Below are 17,344 nucleotides of genomic sequence, written 5' to 3' on the forward strand. Positions count from 1 at the left end.
CGCAGCGCGCAAGCTCCTTCACGCGAGGCGAGAGGAGCAGGCCAGGGCGTGCCATTTTTCTTTTCATTGTATCTATTTATCGGTACGCTTGAGAAAGCGGTCGAGTGTTCCTATTTGCACCCGGCAAACCGCGCCCTTCGTCTATCGGTTAGGACGACAGATTCTCATTCTGTAAAGAGGGGTTCGATTCCCCTAGGGCGTACCAAATTTATCAAGCAAAATCATTTTGTTACTTAGACAGCATATTCAAGCAACGATCCATGATTCGCGGCCGGCCGGGGACTACTTTGCGGCGGGCGCCCAGCAGGATTTTGCTGCCGACAGGTCCAAAATGATCGTTCCTGCGACGGTACACATCTAAGGTTGAACAAGGCCGCGCAGGATGATTTGTTCGTCCCGACACGGCTGCGACAACCTCTTTTCCACAAGCCTCGAAAAAATCTGCGTGATCGCAAATTTTTCGCGTTTTGCCGCTTGCGGCGCACAAAGGTGCTGACTATAAGGGCGCCACCACGAAGGAAGCGCCCTTCGTCTATCGGTTAGGACACCAGATTTTCATTCTGGGAAGAGGGGTTCGACTCCCCTAGGGCGTGCCATTTTTCTCCTCTCAAATACAGGTATTCGCCGGGCCAGCCATGCCGGTCTTCCCTACCGCCTGGACTTCCGCAAGCCTCGCGTAAAGTCCGCGCTCTATGAGCATGGCAAGCGGGTCTGCTTCGGTCCTTCGGAGCGCCGACCATCGCCCTTGCCGGCGGAACACGCAGACGTTCCAACCGGCTTGAGGGAGGTATCTGAAGGGAGAAGCATTTGCCGCGCGTGTCGATCTGTATACCGGCCTACAAGCCCGATTTCTTTGAACTCGCGCTAAAAAGCGCGATCGCGCAAAGTTTCGATGACACGGAAATCATTGTCTCTGACGATTGCCCGACGGATGCGATCGAGAAAATCTGCGAAAGATACTCCGGCGTTGTTCAGTACAGCCGCAATCCAGATCCCGCCGAATACAAGAACGTCATACGGCTCGCCGGGCTCGCCAGCGGCGAGTACATCAAATATCTCTTCGACGACGACGTCCTCAATCCGTTCTGCATCCAGTACCTCCTCCAGGCGCTTGAAGCCACACAGAACAGAGGGACGAAACTTGCGTTTTCCCCCCGCTATTTCATCGACGAGCGGAACCAGGTTACGAATCTCGGCAACGGATTGATGGTCGAAGGTTCTCTGAAGGTGATCGAGGGCCGCGACTTCATACGCATCACCGCCGTCAAGCATCATAATCTGCTTGGCGAGTTCTCGTCGGTGCTCTTGAGAACGGCTGATTGCTTCGATGAATCCGGCCGTTTCGGTCTTTTCAAGGTCGTGGATGGCATCATTTCCGGGCCGCTCGATCTTTCGTCCTGGGTTGGACTCTCCCTCCGCGGGGCGATCGTCGGGCATCCCATGCCCCTCTCCTATTTCCGCCAGCACTCCAATTCGCAGTCCAATCCGGCCGCCAACCGCTATTTCATCTACTCGATCACCTACTACGAGGAAGTGCTCGATCTCGCGATCGAGAAGGGCTACCTGCAGCCCTCCGATCTACCCATCGCCCATCGGAACCTCATCAATCACTATTCCTACTGGAGAGGATTGTTCCCGGAACTGGATGAACGGATCGCCCGCATCAGCGCGCGTCTCTAAGTCCCATGCAGGCGCAATAGAAATCGCAAAAGGATTAAATCACAATGGACGGAATCACGGGATCAGGGATGCAGAAGCTCATTGAAAGTGCCGCGGCGTTACGCTCCGCGCTTGCCGGGAAATCGGGAATTTACGAACTGAAATTGCGCGCGCTTTTAGAACTCGCCGACGAATTGAAGATCGCGAAAGAGTATACCGCCAGCCTGCCCCCGATTGAAATCGGCAGCATCACGCTTGTCGACCAGGTTGTCCTGGTGCTGCTCGCCAAGATCGTGAAGCCCCGCAAGATCATCGAGATCGGCACGTACAAAGGTTTCACCACACGCCTTTTCATCGAAAACACGCCGGAAGACTGCGACGTGGTCTCCATCGACCTGCCGAAGGGCCTCACGGCGCATCTAGTCGAGACTGACGAGCGCAGCGCCCTGTCGTCCGCCGAGCAGAATGACGATTATCTCCGCAAGCGCCAGGAAATTGACGGCGAGGCCTATCTGGCGTCGATCACCGAGGCGCAAAGAAAGCGCCTCACGCTCGTCAAGGAGGACTCGACGACGATCAATTTCAAAGAGGCCTTCCAGTCGGCCGAGATGATCTTCATCGATGGCGGGCATGAGCACCAGATCGTCCGGTCGGATACGGAAAACGCATTCGGCATCGTCAAGCGCGGTGTCATCGTCTGGCATGACTACAATTCTAAGATCCACGGGGACGTCACAGAGTATTTGGCGGAGTTCTCGAAATCGCAGGTGGTCTTCCATGTCGCAAACAGCCTTGTGGCCTTTGCGCTGGTCAACATAGAGCTCTGATCATGGGTGCTAGCGAGATCAAAATCGGCAGCCTCCTCACGAAGGACGAGTTCCGGGAACTCACGGCACCGAATGACCGGATCGCTTATTCCCACCTGTTACTCAGGATCGGCATCCATGCCGGCCTGCTTCTCGCGATGGTCCGCACATGGGAAGGCGGCTATCCCGCGCTTGCTTTCGCAGCCTTTTATCTTAACGCCGTCCTATGGCAGTTCGCCGGCTATGCCGGCATCGGCCATGAGCTGTTTCACAAGAGGGTCTTCAGCAGGAAATGGCTGAACACTCTGCTCTTTAAGTTTTCTTCCTATGTGACCTGGAACAATCCGAGTTATTTCGAAAAAAGCCATCAGTTCCACCACGCTTCCACTTTCCATGAGGATGACAGCGAAATCTATCGCGATTTTCCGCTCGACTTGCTGGGCGCAGCGCGCCTCGTCCTGCTTGATTATCAAAGCCTTTGCAGGCGGATCCTCTATGCATTCTGCAATGCCTTCGGCTACGAAGCGTATTTCGGCAAGGGCATCCGACTGAAACTGATGCCCCCCGAACGGCGCGGGGCGCAATCCGATGCGATCTCTATGCTTGCGCTCAACGCCAATTGCCTGGTGCTGTTTTTCCTGGTGACGCGGTCGCCTGCGCTCGCTCTCATGTTTTTCGTCACGCCGTTCGTCGGATCGCTCCCGAATCGCGTCCTGGCGCTTGCGCAACACGTCGGTCTTGAAGACCACAAGGACGAAAGCGCGCTTCTTTTTTCAAGAACGGTCAATCTGCCGGCACCGGTCGCATTCTTCTATGCCAACATGAACTATCACGCCGAGCACCACCTGCTGCCGTCGGTTCCCTATTACAATTTGCCGAAGCTGCACGATATCCTGAATGCCAAGCTCAAAATGGATCGCGAGGAAAAAGAATTCGGCTATCTATTCACCCGGGACTTCTGGAGCTCGGTCGGAGTATCGGCAAAATTGGAAGGCAATGCAGCGCCTGAATGACAGGTTGGAGCGTTTTGTGCGCTCAAGACCTCTCGGCGCAATCAGCCCTTGGACGTCAAAACCATGAAGCGCATAACGTTTGGCCGCCCCTCGGAGCAAATGAGGTAGCGGTTGTCGTCGGTGAAATCGTTCAATTCCGGAAACTGCGTCAGATCCCTGACTGCAGGAGCAATGAATTCGACATTGAAAAGCGCTGCGGCCGAGGTGAGGAAACGGGTGTATCTGTCCCAGAAATCCTCAACCCAATTGTGTATCTCGATGACGATCGTCGCCTGTTTCAGGGCCGCCAAAGAGTCGTCATCGAAGATTTCGAATTCCGCACCCTCGGCGTCAACGAGGACGACGGTTTTCGCCAGATCAAGGTGGCTGAGCTTTTCATAAAACAGCCTGTCTGCGGCGCCGAATATTTCGATCCTGTCCGACACGGAGTTCGACTCGGCATTCATTGCAATGGTGCGCCGTCCTTCCTCGCTCAGCTCGAAGCAGACGGCGTTTTTCACCCGGCCCGACCGAAGCATGCCGATCGCATAGTATCCATCGGCAGCCCCGACATCGACGAAGCTCTCAAAGCCCTCCAGTCTTTCGGAGAACAGGAAATCCAATATTTCCTTCTCATAGAGGCCCAAGAGCATCGACCCGAAGTCGCCGCCGCCCCACCAGTTGTTCTTCGCAAGCGAAAGCCCCTTGAACGGACCGTATTTAACCACCCCGCCAAGCAGGTCGTAGATCTCCGACGATACGCGTCTTCTTCGCTGAAGAATCGTTTCCGCGCGCCATTGCTCTCGCATCTCCATTGTCGCGCGGGACTGCCGTTCGAACACCTTTTGGAAGAAGATGCGCTCGCCTTCAATTAGATCAGGCAGTTTTTCATTCATTGCGCGGTGTCTCTTTTCGCAGCTGCAGTCAGCATCTTTGGCCGATACGGACGTTGGAATCACGGCTGAAAGCCTATGAGATGGCACTCGGCTTAACAAGGCGGCCTGTCTGCTTCCCACAAACAAGGCCGCGACACGGGGTTGAACAGACGCCGCCCTCCAGGCGGCAAGCCTCAGGTAACGCCCGCATCCTATGACTCTCGCTATCGCGTCCGTTTCAGTCTTTCGCATTCGAAATCGGACGAAGTGGGACTGCACACCCTGCTACGGGCTGTGCCGTTCCAACAGGCCAATGTGCGGCGCACCTGACCCATACAGGGATGCGTGGAATGGATTTGAGATGACCAAGAGAGCATTGCTCGTCGGCAGTAACTTCAGCGCAGTTCCTCTTCTCTTCGCTTTGAAAAGGCGCGGCTTGCATATTTCCGTTTGCGGAAACCGGCCGGATGAACCCTGCCATGCGCATGCGGATCAATCGCATTTCATAGATTACAGCGATCCGAACGCGCTGCTTTCCCTCGTCGAGAACGGGGACTTCGACTTCATCGTCCCGACGGGCAACGATGTCGCCTACATGTCGACCACTTTCGTTGCCGGAAACCTCGGATTTCCGCGCTTCGATTCGATGGAAACCGCAACCATCATTCACACGAAGCAGGCATTCCGTCGCTTTACCGAGCGCAACGATATCCCTGCCCCGCGCTCTGTGCGCCTGCAGGGCGATGCGCCAATCGAGACCGGGGCGCTGCGCTATCCGCTGCTGGTGAAGCCGAGTGACAGTTTCAGCGGCCGCGGCGTCACGAAGGTTTTCGACCGCACGGAACTTGCCGCCGCCGTCGCCGATGCCCGACGGAACTCGCGTTCTGCGGAGACCGTCATCGAGGAATTCATCGAAGGCAGCCTGCACAGCCATTCCGCCTTCATCAAAGATCAGGAGATCGCGTTCGACGTCTTCGTCGATGAATATTGCACGGTCTATCCGTACCAGGTCGATTCATCGAACCATCCCTCACGCCTTTGCGAGACCGTTCGCTCGAAGACGCGAGCCATCATGGCGCGCGTCGTCAAGCTGTTAAGACTGGAGGACGGGCTGATCCACACGCAGTTTTTGTCGAATGGCGACGATGTCTGGATCATCGAATGCATGCGGCGCTGCCCCGGCGATCTTTATGGCTCACTCGTCGACCAGTCTCTCGGCATCGATTATGCCGATCTCGTCATAACGCTGTTGCTCGGCGAGGCATTCTCGGTCACGCCGCGCTTCGAGCAGCCGCTGTTCTTCGGCCGCCACACCATCACCTCCGATACGCCGTCGACGCCGTTTTCCTTCTCGCACTCCATTCCGTCGTCCGACGTCCGCATCGCGCAGCTCAAGACCACCGGCAAGCCGATGAACTCGGCGCCGTTCGACAAGCTCGCCATCCTCTACTCGCGCTTCGAGACGCGCGACGAGATGCTGAAGGTGACGCCGCATTTCAAGACATTCATTTCGCTTCAAACGATGCAAGGAGATCTCGCATGACCCGCTCAAGACAGGGAGTTCCGGAGAAGCTGCGCCTCGCTTTTCTAGGCGGCGCCGTCAATTCTGCGGTGGGTCGCGCCCATCGCGATGCAATCGAGCTTGATCAGAAATTCGACCTCGTCGCCGGTTGCTTCAGCCGCCACGACGACATCAATCGGGAGACGGCGCGGCAGTATCGCATTCTGCCGGAACATTGCCATGCCGACTTCGATACCCTGCTTGCCAAGGAGGCCGGCAATCTCGACGCGCTTGTCGTGCTTACGCCGACGCAGCAGCATACGAAGCAGGTCGTTACAGCGCTCGAGGCGGGCGTCTCGGTGATCTGCGAGAAGGCACTTGCCGGTTCGAGCGCCGAAGCCCGTACGATCGGCGGAGCCAGCGCGAACGGAAGATTTCTGGCCGTTACCTACAACTACACGGGATATCCCATGCTTCGCGAAATCCGCAGCATGGTCGAGCACGGCATTTTCGGCGAGCTGCAGCAGATCCATATCGAGATGCCGCAGGAGACCTTCCTCCGTTTCCGCCGCGACGGGACGCCGATGACACCGCAGGATTGGCGCTTGCACGACGGTGTCGTGCCAACGGTTTCGCTCGATCTCGGTGTTCATGTGCATTCGCTTCTATATTTCCTGACGCAGCGGAAACCGGAAGAAGTCTGCGCAACCAGCCAGAGTTTCGGCAACTTTCCGCAGGTGCTCGACAATGTCCACGCGCTTGTTCGCTGCGCCGGCGGCCTGCATTGCAGCATGTGGTACGGCAAGACCGCGCTTGGGCAACGCAACGGCCTGCGTGTACGACTTTATGGTTCCAAGGCATCGATCGAATGGCACCAGGAAGTCCCCGAAGTCGCCTATTTCTACGACCGCAACGGCCGCAAGCAGATCCTCGATCGTGCCAGTCCGGACATCATGATCGCCAATGATACGCGCTATGAGCGCTTCAAGGCAGGCCATCCGTCAGGCTTCATCGAAGCCTTCGCGAATTACTATGCCGACCTTGCCGATGCCCTGCTGCAATGCAAGGCAAGTCCCACACGCCTGCCCCATCCCTACGTGCTCGGACTCGAGGAGGCGGAGGAAGGACTGCGGCTGCTGGAAGCAATCGAAAGCTCGCGGCTTGAAAACCGCTGGGTCGAGATCGAGCCGCCAGGCGTACGTCACTCGGTTGCGGACCGGATCGAAATCCAGGCCCCGCAACTGGCGCTCTAGCCAAGCGCCAATGAGAGTAACCGGAAGCGGCGTGATCAATGGTCACGCCGCTTCCGTATGAACCGCCGCCAATGGCTCGCAATTTTCATCTGCGGCGCCAATCGCTGCGGCAGAGCTTGCTCTTAACATCTGAAAATGAGGCCACTGGCCGGCTATTGCGCGCGATCTCCAGCCGCAGGCCTTTCGATCTAAAGCGGCCAGACGACAGTCGGAATATCGTGGTCTTAGGCCGACTCGATCATCGCGCAGACCTTATCGACGATCTCCATCTCCATGTCCGGATAAATGGGGAGGCAAAGCACCTGCTGGGCCGCTTCGGTTGCGACCGGCAGGTTCGATGGGTGCGCGGACGGCAAACTGCGGTACATCGAGAAGCTCGAAATCAGCGGATAGAAGTAGCGGCGCGGGTGAATACCGTTCTCCTTCAGCCTCTCATACAGTCCGTCGCGCGAGATGGGATGGCCAGGGCGTACTAGGATCGGGAAATAGGAGAAGTTGGAGACGGTCTCGCCGGAACGGTCCAGGCATTCGATGCCTGCAACGCCGCGAAGCCGCTCGCGATAGGCGCGGTCGATCACCTCGCGGCGTTCGAGCGCGAATTTGATGTATTTCAGTTGCAGCAGGCCGAGCGCCGCGTTGAATTCGCTCATCTTGCCGTTCGTGCCGGGCGCTACCACGGTCACTTCATCGACGTAACCGAAGTTCTTCAGCTGGTCGATCCGGGTCTTCGTCTTTGCGTCCGGGCAGATGATCGCCCCACCTTCGAATGTGTTGAAGACCTTCGTCGCATGGAAGCTCAGGATGGAAAGATCGCCGTGATTGAGAATGCTTCCCCGCTCGTCTTCGACGCCGAAGGCATGGGCCGCGTCATAAATGATTTTGAGATTGTAGAGATCGGCGATCTTCTGGATCGCGTCGACGTCGCAAGGGTGGCCGTAGCAATGCACCGGCATGATCGCCGTCGTCTGTTGCGTGATCGCCGCCTCGATCTTTGCCGGATCGAGATTGAGCGTCACCGGATCGATATCGACGAAGACGGGTTTCACGCCGTTCCAGAGAAGCGAATGCGAGGTGGCCACGAAGGAGTAAGGCGTGGTGATAACCTCGCCAGTGATGCGAAGTGCCTGAAGTGCAGTCAGCAACGCAACGGTGGCGTTGGAGAACAGACTGATATGCTTCACACCGAGATGGCTGCAGAGTTCCTGCTCCAATTGCTGATGAAATGGTCCGCCATTGGTCAGGATGCGATTGTTCCAGATCGCTTCCAGCGATGGAATGAATTCCTCGAGGGGCGGCAGACTGGGCCTCGTTACAAAGATCTTCTCGTTTTTCATGACGGCCGTCCAGAGGTTGGGCATATCGCGCAAAAGTGGGCTTGGTCCAACATCATGCTTCAACCTGTTCCCAGGCTGACCAGCGAAAGTCCTCGCGAACAGTGTGGCGCAAGCTTCACGTCCAATAGTCGGCACCCAAACAATCCCGAATGCCGTTTCGTGAATCGCCGAGACGGCAGCCATGCGCGAAGGACGATGCCTTGACGATCAATCAGCCCATTTCCGCTCTGCCGGCCGGCCTTCCTGATCTGCCGTTTCTCACGGAAAAAGCTGCCAGCACCGGATCGGTCGTTATCTATCAGCCATATCTCGATCCTTCGCAGCGCGGCCAGCTTGACAAAGCCGCAGTGCCGCTCGACATCTCATTCAATACGCAGGCTTCGACCCGCGAATACGAGCTCTTCCGCATCCTGCATCAGCATCACGAGGCGATCGATTTTGGCGACGACGTGTTTTGGGGGCTGCTTTCCAGCAAATTCGAGATGAAGTCCGTCACCAGCTTCCCCTCCTTCGTTACCGAGGCGGAAAAGGCCAGGGCGGAAGGTGCGGATGCCTATCTCTACAATCCGCTGATCGGCCATGCGGCAATCTACAGCAATGTCTGGGAACATTCTCTGCTCGGCGGTCATCCCGGCATGGAGCCGATCTTCCTGCATATCCAGAAGCTCGGTCATCCAATCGCGCTGCCGCAGGACAAGACGGCCTTCATGTTCTGCAACTATTTCTGCGGCAACCGGAAATTCTGGTCCGGGTATTTCGCCTTTTGCGAACGCATTCTCGAATCGCTGGAAAACGAAGCGCGTCTCGGCACGGCGGCGGGCGCCGCCTATGCAGGTGCGGCAAACTATTCACGCGATGCCAATGCGAATATGCGTCCTTTCGTGATCGAGCGTCTGCTCGGGCTTTATGTCCAGCAGGCTGCCGCCTCCGGATTGAAGATCACCGCCTTCGTACCGACAGTCGCCGATTTCGAGTGGAAGTTTGGCGTCCGCCTCGGCCGTATGCTGCATAGCCTCTTCGCCGCCAAGGAAGCCTTTCTGCAAAGCCGCGACCAAGCTCTCCTGACCTCCTGGCAGGAGGGCCGTCAGCCGCTGATCAAGCAGCCGCATCTCATCTGGGGCGCCGACGACCCGCCGGCCTGGATGCCGCGCGGCCACTTCACCGGTGGCCGCGAATTGATGCGCGCGGATGCTCCGCAGCCTTCTGGCTCCGCCGCGGCCAAGCAGCAAGAGGTACATGCCGAAATGCCCGCGGCGCCTGCCGCACCGAAGATCCAGCAGCCACTCCGCAACGCAACACAGCCCTTTGCTGGCGGATGGCAGGCACACAAGGACCGACATTGCATCTGGATCGTGACGCCGGCCAATTACAACCATAGCCACGCCTTCGACGAGGTCGCGCTCGGCCTACAGGGTGCCTTTGAGGAACTCGGTGGCTCCGCACCGATCGTCCGCGACATGAACGCTTTCGCGGGCCGTGCGCCGATCATCTACGGGGGCAATCTTCTCCCTGCCGAAATTGTTGGACACCTACCGAAGGACAGCGTCGTCATCAATCTCGAGCAGGTCTCCGAAGAAAGCATCTGGATCAATTCGCGCTACACCTCGATCCTGAAGTCGCTGCCGGTCCTCGACTACAGCCCGCGCAACCGGGAAAATCTCGCCGCCAAGGGCATCGAACACGCCCGTGTGCTCGAAATCGGTTACAGCCGCTGCCTCAGCCAGATAAAGCACGCCCCCGTCAAGGATATCGACGTGCTCTTTTACGGATCGATGAACGAGCGCCGCCACCATATCCTGAAAACTCTCGAACAGGGCGGGCTGAAGGTCGCACATCTCTTCAACATCTATGGTGCCGAACGCGATGCGGCCATTGCCCGCGCCAAGGTCGTCATCAACATCCATCATTATGCGAGCGGCGTCTTCGAGATCGTGCGCATTTCCTATCTGCTCGCCAACAGCGTTTGCGTGCTGAGCGAAGGCGACATCCACGATCCGGACCTCCAGCCGTTCATCGGCGGTCTGGCGATCGAGCCCTATGACACCATGATCGAGCGCTGCCACAAGCTGATCGCAGATTCCGAAGAGCGCGATACCATTGCCGCAAAGGGTTTTGCGGCAATGCAAAGTCGCTCGCAGGCGGAAATGCTGATGAGCGTCATGGAGACCGACGCTCGATGAAAACGGCAGAAAAGGTGCACCATGCGTATTGAGACCACGGCCATCGAGGGCATCGTCGCGATCACGCCGCCACGCTTCGGCGATCACCGCGGCTACTTTTGCGAGGTGTTCAAGGATGTCTGGTTCCGAGAAAATGTGGCCGACGTCACCTTCATCCAGGACAATGAATCGCTTTCGGCTGAGCCCGGCACCGTCAGGGGACTGCATTTCCAGATACCGCCCTTCGCACAGGGCAAGCTGGTGCGCTGCCTTGTCGGCCGGATCATGGATGTCGTCGTCGATATCCGCACTGGCTCACCGAGCTTCGGCAACTGGCTCTCTCAGGAGCTCTCGCCGGAAAACGGCACGCAGCTCTGGGTGCCGCCCGGCTTCGCGCATGGATTCGCCACGCTCGAGCCCAACAGCGTCATCAACTACAAGGTGACCGCTCCCTACAATCCCCAGCATGATCGCGGCATCGCGTGGAACGACCCGGCGATCGGCATCCGCTGGCCGGTCGACGAGAAAGCCATGGTGCTGTCCGACAAGGACAGAGCGCTGCCGCGGCTCGCCGACTTGCCTAACCACTTTTCTTATTCAGCAAAACAACCCAAGGATTGATCGACGATGCGCATACTGGTCACGGGCGGAGCGGGCTTCATCGGATCGGCACTGGTGCGCCATCTCGTCGGCGATATCGGCGCCGAGGTGCTCAACGTCGACAAGCTGACCTATGCCGGCAACCTGGCATCGCTGGCGTCCGTCGAATCAGCGCCGAACTACCAGTTCCTGCGCGCCGATATCTGCGACCGCGCCAAGATCCAGGAAGCATTCGTCTCCTTCCGCCCCGACATCGTCATGCATCTCGCCGCCGAAAGCCATGTGGACCGCTCGATCTCGGGTGCTGCCGATTTCATCCAGACCAACATCGTCGGGACGTTCAGCCTGCTGGATACCGCGCGGCATTATTGGGAAGGACTTGACGCCCGTGGAAAGAGTGCCTTCCGCTTCCTGCATGTCTCGACGGACGAAGTCTACGGCTCGCTCGGCGACGAGGGTCTTTTCGAGGAGACGACACCCTATGATCCGTCCTCGCCCTACTCCGCCTCCAAGGCTGCCAGCGACCATTTGGCGATCGCCTGGCACCGCACCTACGGCCTGCCGGTCGTCGTGTCCAACTGCTCCAACAACTACGGCCCCTACCACTTCCCGGAAAAGCTCATTCCGCTGATGATCCTGAATGCGCTGGAAGGCAAGCCGCTACCGGTCTACGGCAACGGCGCCAATGTCCGCGACTGGCTCTACGTCGAAGACCACGCCCGCGCGCTCTACACCATCGCCTCCCGAGGCCGCCCGGGCGAAAAATACAATGTCGGCGGCCGCAATGAGCGCCGGAACATCGATGTTGTTCAGCGCATCTGCGCCATCCTCGACGGCGTCTACAAGGACAACGGCCCGCATGCGCAGCTGATCACCAACGTTACCGACCGCCCCGGACACGACGCACGCTACGCGATCGATGCCTCCAAGATCGAAGGCGAACTCGGCTGGAAGGCTGAGGAGACCTTCGAAACCGGCATCGAGAAGACCGTACACTGGTATCTCGAAAATGAATGGTGGTGGCGGCCGCTGCGCGAAAACGTCTATTCCGGCGAACGTCTCGGCGTCTTCAAGGGGCGATAGCGATGCGCATTGCCGTCACCGGCAAACAGGGCCAGGCCGTCCAGTCGCTGATGAGACGCGGCGCTGAGAAAGGCGTCGAAATCATCGCCGTCGGGCGTCCGGAATTGGACCTTGCCGATCCCGGCAGCGTTGCAGCTGCATTTTCGGTCGTACATCCCGATGTCATCGTCTCGGCTGCCGCCTATACGGCGGTCGACAGGGCCGAGAGCGAGCCCGACCTCGCTTTTGCCGTCAACGCGGCAGGTGCTGCGGCGGTTGCCGAAGCTGCCGCGCGGATCGGTGTGCCCGTCATCCACATTTCGACCGATTATGTCTTCAGTGGCGACAAGCCGTCAGCCTATACTGAAGAGGATGTAACCGGGCCGATCTCCGTCTACGGGCAGTCCAAGCTTGCGGGTGAACGGGCCGTGGCGACGGCAAACCCCAATCACGTCATCCTGCGTACCGCCTGGGTCTATTCGCCCTTCGGCGCCAATTTCCTGAAAACGATGCTGCGGCTTTCCGAGACGCGCGACCGTCTCAGCGTCGTCGCCGACCAGACCGGATGCCCGACGTCTGCTCTCGACATCGCCGACGCGATCCTTGCGATCGCATCCCGTCTCGTCACGGACCCGGCACCATCGCTCCGCGGTACCTTTCACTTGACCGGCAGCGGGGAAGCGAGCTGGGCGGATTTCGCCGAGGAGATATTCACCGAACTTCAAAAATTTGGCGGCAAGAGCATTCGCGTCGAACGCATCGCGACAGCGGACTATCCGACGCCGGCGAAGCGTCCCGCCAATTCACGCCTCAACGGCGACAAGCTCGCCAGCGTATACGCAATCCGCCTACCGGACTGGAAGCAATCCATGAGGATTGTCATGCAAGTTATTTTTAATAAAGGCTTTTAGGGAGATACGAATGAAGGGGATTATTCTCGCTGGCGGTACCGGAACTCGTTTGCACCCGATCACCCAGGCCGTCTCGAAACAGCTGGTGCCGGTCTACGACAAGCCGATGATCTACTATCCGCTGACGACGCTGATGCTCGCCGGCATCCGGGATCTCATGATCATCACCACGCCGCATGACGTCGAAGCCTTCAAGCGCCTTCTCGGCGACGGATCGCAATGGGGCATTTCGCTGACCTATGCCGTACAGCCGAGCCCGGACGGCCTCGCCCAGGCCTTCATCATCGGCGCCGACTTCGTGCATGGCGACACCTCGGCACTCGTCCTCGGCGACAACATCTTCTATGGCCACGGCCTGCCGGAAATCATGAAATCCGGCACGAGTCGCCTTCAAGGCGCGACGGTCTTCGCCTATCACGTGACCGATCCGCAACGCTACGGCGTCGTCGGTTTCGACGCGAACATGAATGCGCTGTCGATCGAGGAAAAGCCCAATGAGCCGAGATCGAACTGGGCGGTGACCGGCCTCTATTTCTACGATCAGCAGGTGGTCGATATCGCCGCCAATCTGAAGCCGTCACCGCGCGGTGAATTGGAGATCACCGATGTTAACCGCACCTATCTCGAACGCGGACAGCTCTTCGTGGAACTGATGGGCCGCGGCTATGCCTGGCTCGACACCGGCACACCGGACAGCCTGCTCGACGCCGCAGGTTTTGTCAGCACGCTGGAGAAACGCCAGGGCTTCAAGATCGCCTGTCCCGAGGAAGTCGCCTGGCGCATGGGATACATTTCGCAGGATGACCTCGCCAAGCTCGCCGAAAGGCTCGGCAAGAGCGCCTACGGTCAATATCTGTCGAAGCTCTCCTCCGACTGGTGAGCCCGCTCGGTGACTATCGGGCCGGCGCCGCGTCGCAGACACGCAGCTGGATGCGCCGCGCACCCTGATAATGCTCGGCCCCCAGCATTCCCGCCACATGCAGGCTCGCCCCGCGGGAATTGAGCAGGAGTTTGCCGAGCGAGGTGTCTGCGGCCCGGAAAGCGATACCGTCGAGGCGGGAGCCGTCCATTGCCTCAAGCGTTACCTTCACATGTTTCTCACCGACCATCCGCGCGTCGCGCAGACGATGCGCGGGCACCGCGAAGATCGGCTGTGAATGCCCCGAGCCGTAGGGCCCGGCCGTTTCCAACCGGTCGATCAGTTCGATCGTCGCACCGCTGGCGCCGATCGCGCCATCGATCCTCAGCGTCTCATTGGCAACCAGCGCCGCAACGGTTTTTTCCGCACGTTCTGTAAAGAAGTTGCGCAAGGCTCCGAGCTTTTCGCGCTCGACGGTCAGGCCCGCAGCCATCGCATGACCGCCCCCCTTGAGGAGCAGGCCTTCATCGACCGCCGCACGCACCATCCTTCCCATGTCGAAACCGTTGATAGAGCGGCCGGAGCCCGTTCCGCGGCCCGACGGGTCGAAGGCGATGGCGAAGGCCGGACGCTTGAATTTCTCCTTCAGCCGCGCAGCCAGCAGGCCGACGATGCCCGGGTGCCACTTGTCCCGTGCGGTGACGATCACCGAGGCGCCCTCGCCGTCTCCATACTCGGCAAGCGCCTCCGCCTCGGCCTCCTGCAGCATCGCCGCTTCCATCGCCTGGCGCTCGCGGTTGAGCTCGTCCAGCCGCTGGGCGATGACCTCCGCTTCGCCGGTATCGTCCAGCGTCAGAAGCCTGCTGCCGAGTGCAGCGTCGCCGATGCGGCCGCCGGCATTGATGCGCGGACCGATGAGGAAGCCGAAATGATAGGGCGTCACCGGCCCGGAAAGGCCCGCCTTGCGAAAAAGTGCCGCGAGCCCGGCATTGCTCTGGTGGCGCGCGGCGACCAGGCCCTTGACGACATAGGCCCGGTTCAGCCCCTTGAGCGGCACGACATCGCAGACCGTCGCCAGTGCTACGATGTCCAGCCACTGCAGCAAATCGATGGCCAAAATTCGCTTGTCGCCCGTCTCGCGCAGCAGCCTCAGCGCCGCGACCAGCACTAGGAAGACGACGCCCGCAGCACAGAGATGCCCCTGCCCGGAAAGATCGTCCTCGCGGTTCGGGTTCACCAGAGCATGGCAGTGCGGCAGATCATGTGTCACCTGGTGGTGATCGATGACGACGACGTCGATATTTCGCTTTTCGGCAGCCCCCAGAGCTTCGTGGCTGGTCGAGCCGCAATCGACCGTCACGATCAGCTGCGCGCCGTTGTCGATTAGCTGATTGATCGCGGCCGGATTGGGTCCGTAGCCCTCAAAGATGCGATCGGGAATGTAGATATTGGCCCTCACGCCGAAATGTGTGAGGAAACGGTACATCAGCGCCGAGGAAGCCGCGCCATCGACGTCATAGTCGCCGAAGATCGCAACGCTCTCGCCGCGCCGGATTGCCTCGACCAGACGTCTGGCCGCCTTCTCGCAATCCGTCAGCGTATAGGGATCAGGCATTAGGCTGCGGATCGTCGGATCGAGAAATTCCAGGGCCTCGTCGACCCCGACGCCCCGCCCGGCAAGCACGCGCGCAATCAAATCCGGCAGGCCGTGCACCTGCGATATGGCGAGCGCGCGGTTCTGTCCCGCCTGATCCAGGCGCGACACCCAGCGGTTATCGAGGACGGATTTCTCCACTCCCAGAAATGCCCGCTGTACCGGATCGGCCGCTATATCCACAACGCCCCTCTGACGCCCAACGCTTGTCACCGCCCCGGGACCGGGGCGCTTTCGGCAGATTTATGTGGCTTTGGTGGAGCACACAACGATTTTGGACGCGAAGGCGCATGTTAGCTGTGGACGAGAATGCCCGGCCGCCTCGCTCGCCAGTTCTTTTAAGGAAGACGGGTTCTCAATCTTCTTTGGGACGCTCGATGCGGATCACCTGCGGTTCGCCGACGAGGTAACCTTCGCCCTTGATCGCAGCAACAGCCTTGCGCACGGAATCCTCCATCGTGGCATGGGTGACAAGGATGATCGTCTGGTGGTGCGACGGCGCCAGGTGCTGCTGCGACCGCTGCACAATGGATTCCAGAGAGATGTGGTTTTCCGCCATGCGCGTCGCGATGCTCGCAAAAACGCCGGTGCGGTCAAGCACCGTCAGGCGGATGAAATAGCCGCCTTCATGGCTCTTCATCCGGGCCTTGCGGTAGGATTCCAGCGCCTTTGCCGGATGGCCGAGAACCGGTACGCGCTGCGCGCCAGGCTGGCTTTTGGCGATGTCGGCGATATCGCCAAGCACCGAGGATGCCGTCGCATTGCCGCCGGCACCCGGGCCAACCATCAGCAGTTCGCCAAGAATATCGGACTCGATCGCCACAGCGTTGGTGACGCCGTCCACCTGGGCGATGACCGAATCGACAGGCACCATGGTCGGGTGCACGCGCTGTTCGATGCCGGTATCGGTGCGCTGTGCGACGCCGAGCAGCTTGATGCGATAGCCGAGCTCGGCCGCCGCATGGATATCCTCGATCGAAATATTCGTTATGCCTTCGAGGTAGATGTCGTCAGCCGCGATCTGGTTGCCGAAGGCAAGCGTCGTCAGGATCGAGAGCTTGTGCGCCGTATCATTGCCCTCGATGTCGAAGGCCGGATCTGCTTCGGCGTAGCCGAGACGCTGTGCTTCCTTCAGGCAATCTGCAAAGGAGAGGCCCTCCTTCTCCATCTTGGTCAGGATGTAATTGCAGGTGCCGTTCATGATGCCGTAAATGCGCGAAATCGTGTTGCCTGTCAGCGATTCACGCAGCGCCTTGATGACGGGAATGCCGCCGGCCACGGCCGCTTCGAAATTCAGCAGCGTGCCCTTTTCTTCCGCGATCGTCGCCAGTTCGACGCCGTGATAGGCAAGCAGCGCCTTGTTGGCTGTCACCACGTGGAGACCACGTTCGAGAGCAGCGCGCACCGAACTGTTGGCAGGGCCGTTGGCGCCGCCGATGAGCTCGACGAAAACGTCGATGTCACCTTTTTCAGCCAGGTCTTCCGGCCGGTCGAACCACTCGACGCCGGCAAGATGAAGGCCGCGGTCCTTGGTCTTGTCGCGAGCCGAAACGCCCGTAATCAGGATCGGCCGCCCGCATGTGGCAGCAAGCTCGTTGCTGCGGCTCTGAATGATACGGACGAGCGAAGCACCAACGGTGCCAAGGCCCGCAATGCCGATTTTGAGGGCGTCTGTCATG

The 17,344-nt window shown here is 59.2% G+C and carries 14 protein-coding genes and 2 tRNA genes; 12 read left to right on the top strand and 4 right to left on the bottom strand.

Annotated elements, in window-relative coordinates; all coding sequences use genetic code 11:
• The first annotated feature begins 130 nt into the window (after positions 1–130).
• The 5 genes from BLP23_RS23620 (at position 131) to BLP23_RS23640 (ending at position 3,478) form a co-directional block, all read left to right on the top strand.
• Positions 131–205, top strand: a tRNA-Glu gene (locus BLP23_RS23620).
• 316 nt (positions 206–521) lie between these two features.
• Positions 522–596 (top strand) — tRNA-Glu (locus tag BLP23_RS23625).
• Positions 597–816: 220 nt separating this feature from the next.
• Complete coding sequence (locus BLP23_RS23630; RefSeq protein WP_233426794.1) at positions 817–1,680, top strand: glycosyltransferase family 2 protein; 864 nt, start codon at positions 817–819, stop codon at positions 1,678–1,680.
• 68 nt (positions 1,681–1,748) lie between these two features.
• Positions 1,749–2,486: a class I SAM-dependent methyltransferase gene (locus BLP23_RS23635; protein WP_167363957.1), complete on the top strand. Its 738-nt coding sequence runs from the start codon at positions 1,749–1,751 to the stop codon at positions 2,484–2,486.
• 2 nt (positions 2,487–2,488) lie between these two features.
• Positions 2,489–3,478, top strand: a complete 990-nt coding sequence (locus BLP23_RS23640) for a fatty acid desaturase family protein (protein WP_092587188.1) — start codon at positions 2,489–2,491, stop codon at positions 3,476–3,478.
• A 41-nt stretch (positions 3,479–3,519) separates the two neighbouring features.
• On the opposite strand, the gene BLP23_RS23645 is transcribed toward BLP23_RS23640, so the two are convergent.
• Positions 3,520–4,353, bottom strand: a complete 834-nt coding sequence (locus BLP23_RS23645) for a hypothetical protein (protein WP_092587189.1) — start codon at positions 4,351–4,353, stop codon at positions 3,520–3,522.
• Positions 4,354–4,693: 340 nt separating this feature from the next.
• Here BLP23_RS23645 and BLP23_RS23650 point away from each other — a divergent pair, with 340 nt between their 5' ends.
• Positions 4,694–5,875 carry an ATP-grasp domain-containing protein gene (locus BLP23_RS23650; protein ID WP_092587190.1) on the top strand — a complete coding sequence of 394 codons (1,182 nt, stop codon included), beginning with the start codon at positions 4,694–4,696 and terminating at the stop codon, positions 5,873–5,875.
• Entirely contained in the window at positions 5,872–7,086 is a 1,215-nt protein-coding gene (locus BLP23_RS23655) for a Gfo/Idh/MocA family protein (RefSeq protein WP_092587191.1), read from the top strand. The genes BLP23_RS23650 and BLP23_RS23655 overlap by 4 nt, the downstream gene beginning before the upstream one ends.
• A gap of 224 nt (positions 7,087–7,310) precedes the next feature.
• On the opposite strand, the gene BLP23_RS23660 is transcribed toward BLP23_RS23655, so the two are convergent.
• Positions 7,311–8,420, bottom strand: a complete 1,110-nt coding sequence (locus BLP23_RS23660) for a DegT/DnrJ/EryC1/StrS family aminotransferase (RefSeq protein WP_092587352.1) — start codon at positions 8,418–8,420, stop codon at positions 7,311–7,313.
• Positions 8,421–8,620: 200 nt separating this feature from the next.
• On the opposite strand from BLP23_RS23660, the gene BLP23_RS23665 reads away from it, so the two are divergent.
• The 5 genes from BLP23_RS23665 to rfbA are packed head-to-tail and all read left to right on the top strand — an operon-like array spanning position 8,621 to position 14,032.
• The gene (locus BLP23_RS23665; protein ID WP_092587353.1) at positions 8,621–10,600 is read left to right on the top strand and encodes a CgeB family protein; all 1,980 of its coding nucleotides are present in this window, start codon (positions 8,621–8,623) and stop codon (positions 10,598–10,600) included.
• A 21-nt stretch (positions 10,601–10,621) separates the two neighbouring features.
• Positions 10,622–11,200 (top strand): dTDP-4-dehydrorhamnose 3,5-epimerase, encoded by a 579-nt coding sequence (gene rfbC, locus BLP23_RS23670; protein WP_092587192.1) that lies wholly within the window; start codon positions 10,622–10,624, stop codon positions 11,198–11,200.
• 6 nt (positions 11,201–11,206) lie between these two features.
• Positions 11,207–12,262, top strand: coding sequence for a dTDP-glucose 4,6-dehydratase (rfbB, locus tag BLP23_RS23675; protein WP_092587193.1), 1,056 nt, complete (start codon positions 11,207–11,209; stop codon positions 12,260–12,262).
• Positions 12,263–12,264: 2 nt separating this feature from the next.
• Positions 12,265–13,152 (top strand): dTDP-4-dehydrorhamnose reductase, encoded by an 888-nt coding sequence (gene rfbD, locus BLP23_RS23680; RefSeq protein ID WP_092587194.1) that lies wholly within the window; start codon positions 12,265–12,267, stop codon positions 13,150–13,152.
• A gap of 10 nt (positions 13,153–13,162) precedes the next feature.
• Positions 13,163–14,032 (top strand): glucose-1-phosphate thymidylyltransferase RfbA, encoded by an 870-nt coding sequence (gene rfbA, locus BLP23_RS23685; RefSeq protein ID WP_092587195.1) that lies wholly within the window; start codon positions 13,163–13,165, stop codon positions 14,030–14,032.
• 13 nt (positions 14,033–14,045) lie between these two features.
• Here the strand turns inward: rfbA and recJ are convergent, their stop codons facing one another.
• A complete protein-coding gene (recJ, locus tag BLP23_RS23690; protein WP_092587196.1) occupies positions 14,046–15,848 on the bottom strand; it encodes a single-stranded-DNA-specific exonuclease RecJ in 1,803 nt (600 codons plus the stop codon).
• Positions 15,849–16,020: 172 nt separating this feature from the next.
• Entirely contained in the window at positions 16,021–17,343 is a 1,323-nt protein-coding gene (locus BLP23_RS23695) for a homoserine dehydrogenase (protein WP_092587197.1), read from the bottom strand.
• Between the last annotated feature and the right edge of the window lies 1 nt (position 17,344).

The organism is Rhizobium mongolense subsp. loessense, assembly GCF_900099775.1.
Lineage (GTDB): Bacteria > Pseudomonadota > Alphaproteobacteria > Rhizobiales > Rhizobiaceae > Rhizobium > Rhizobium loessense.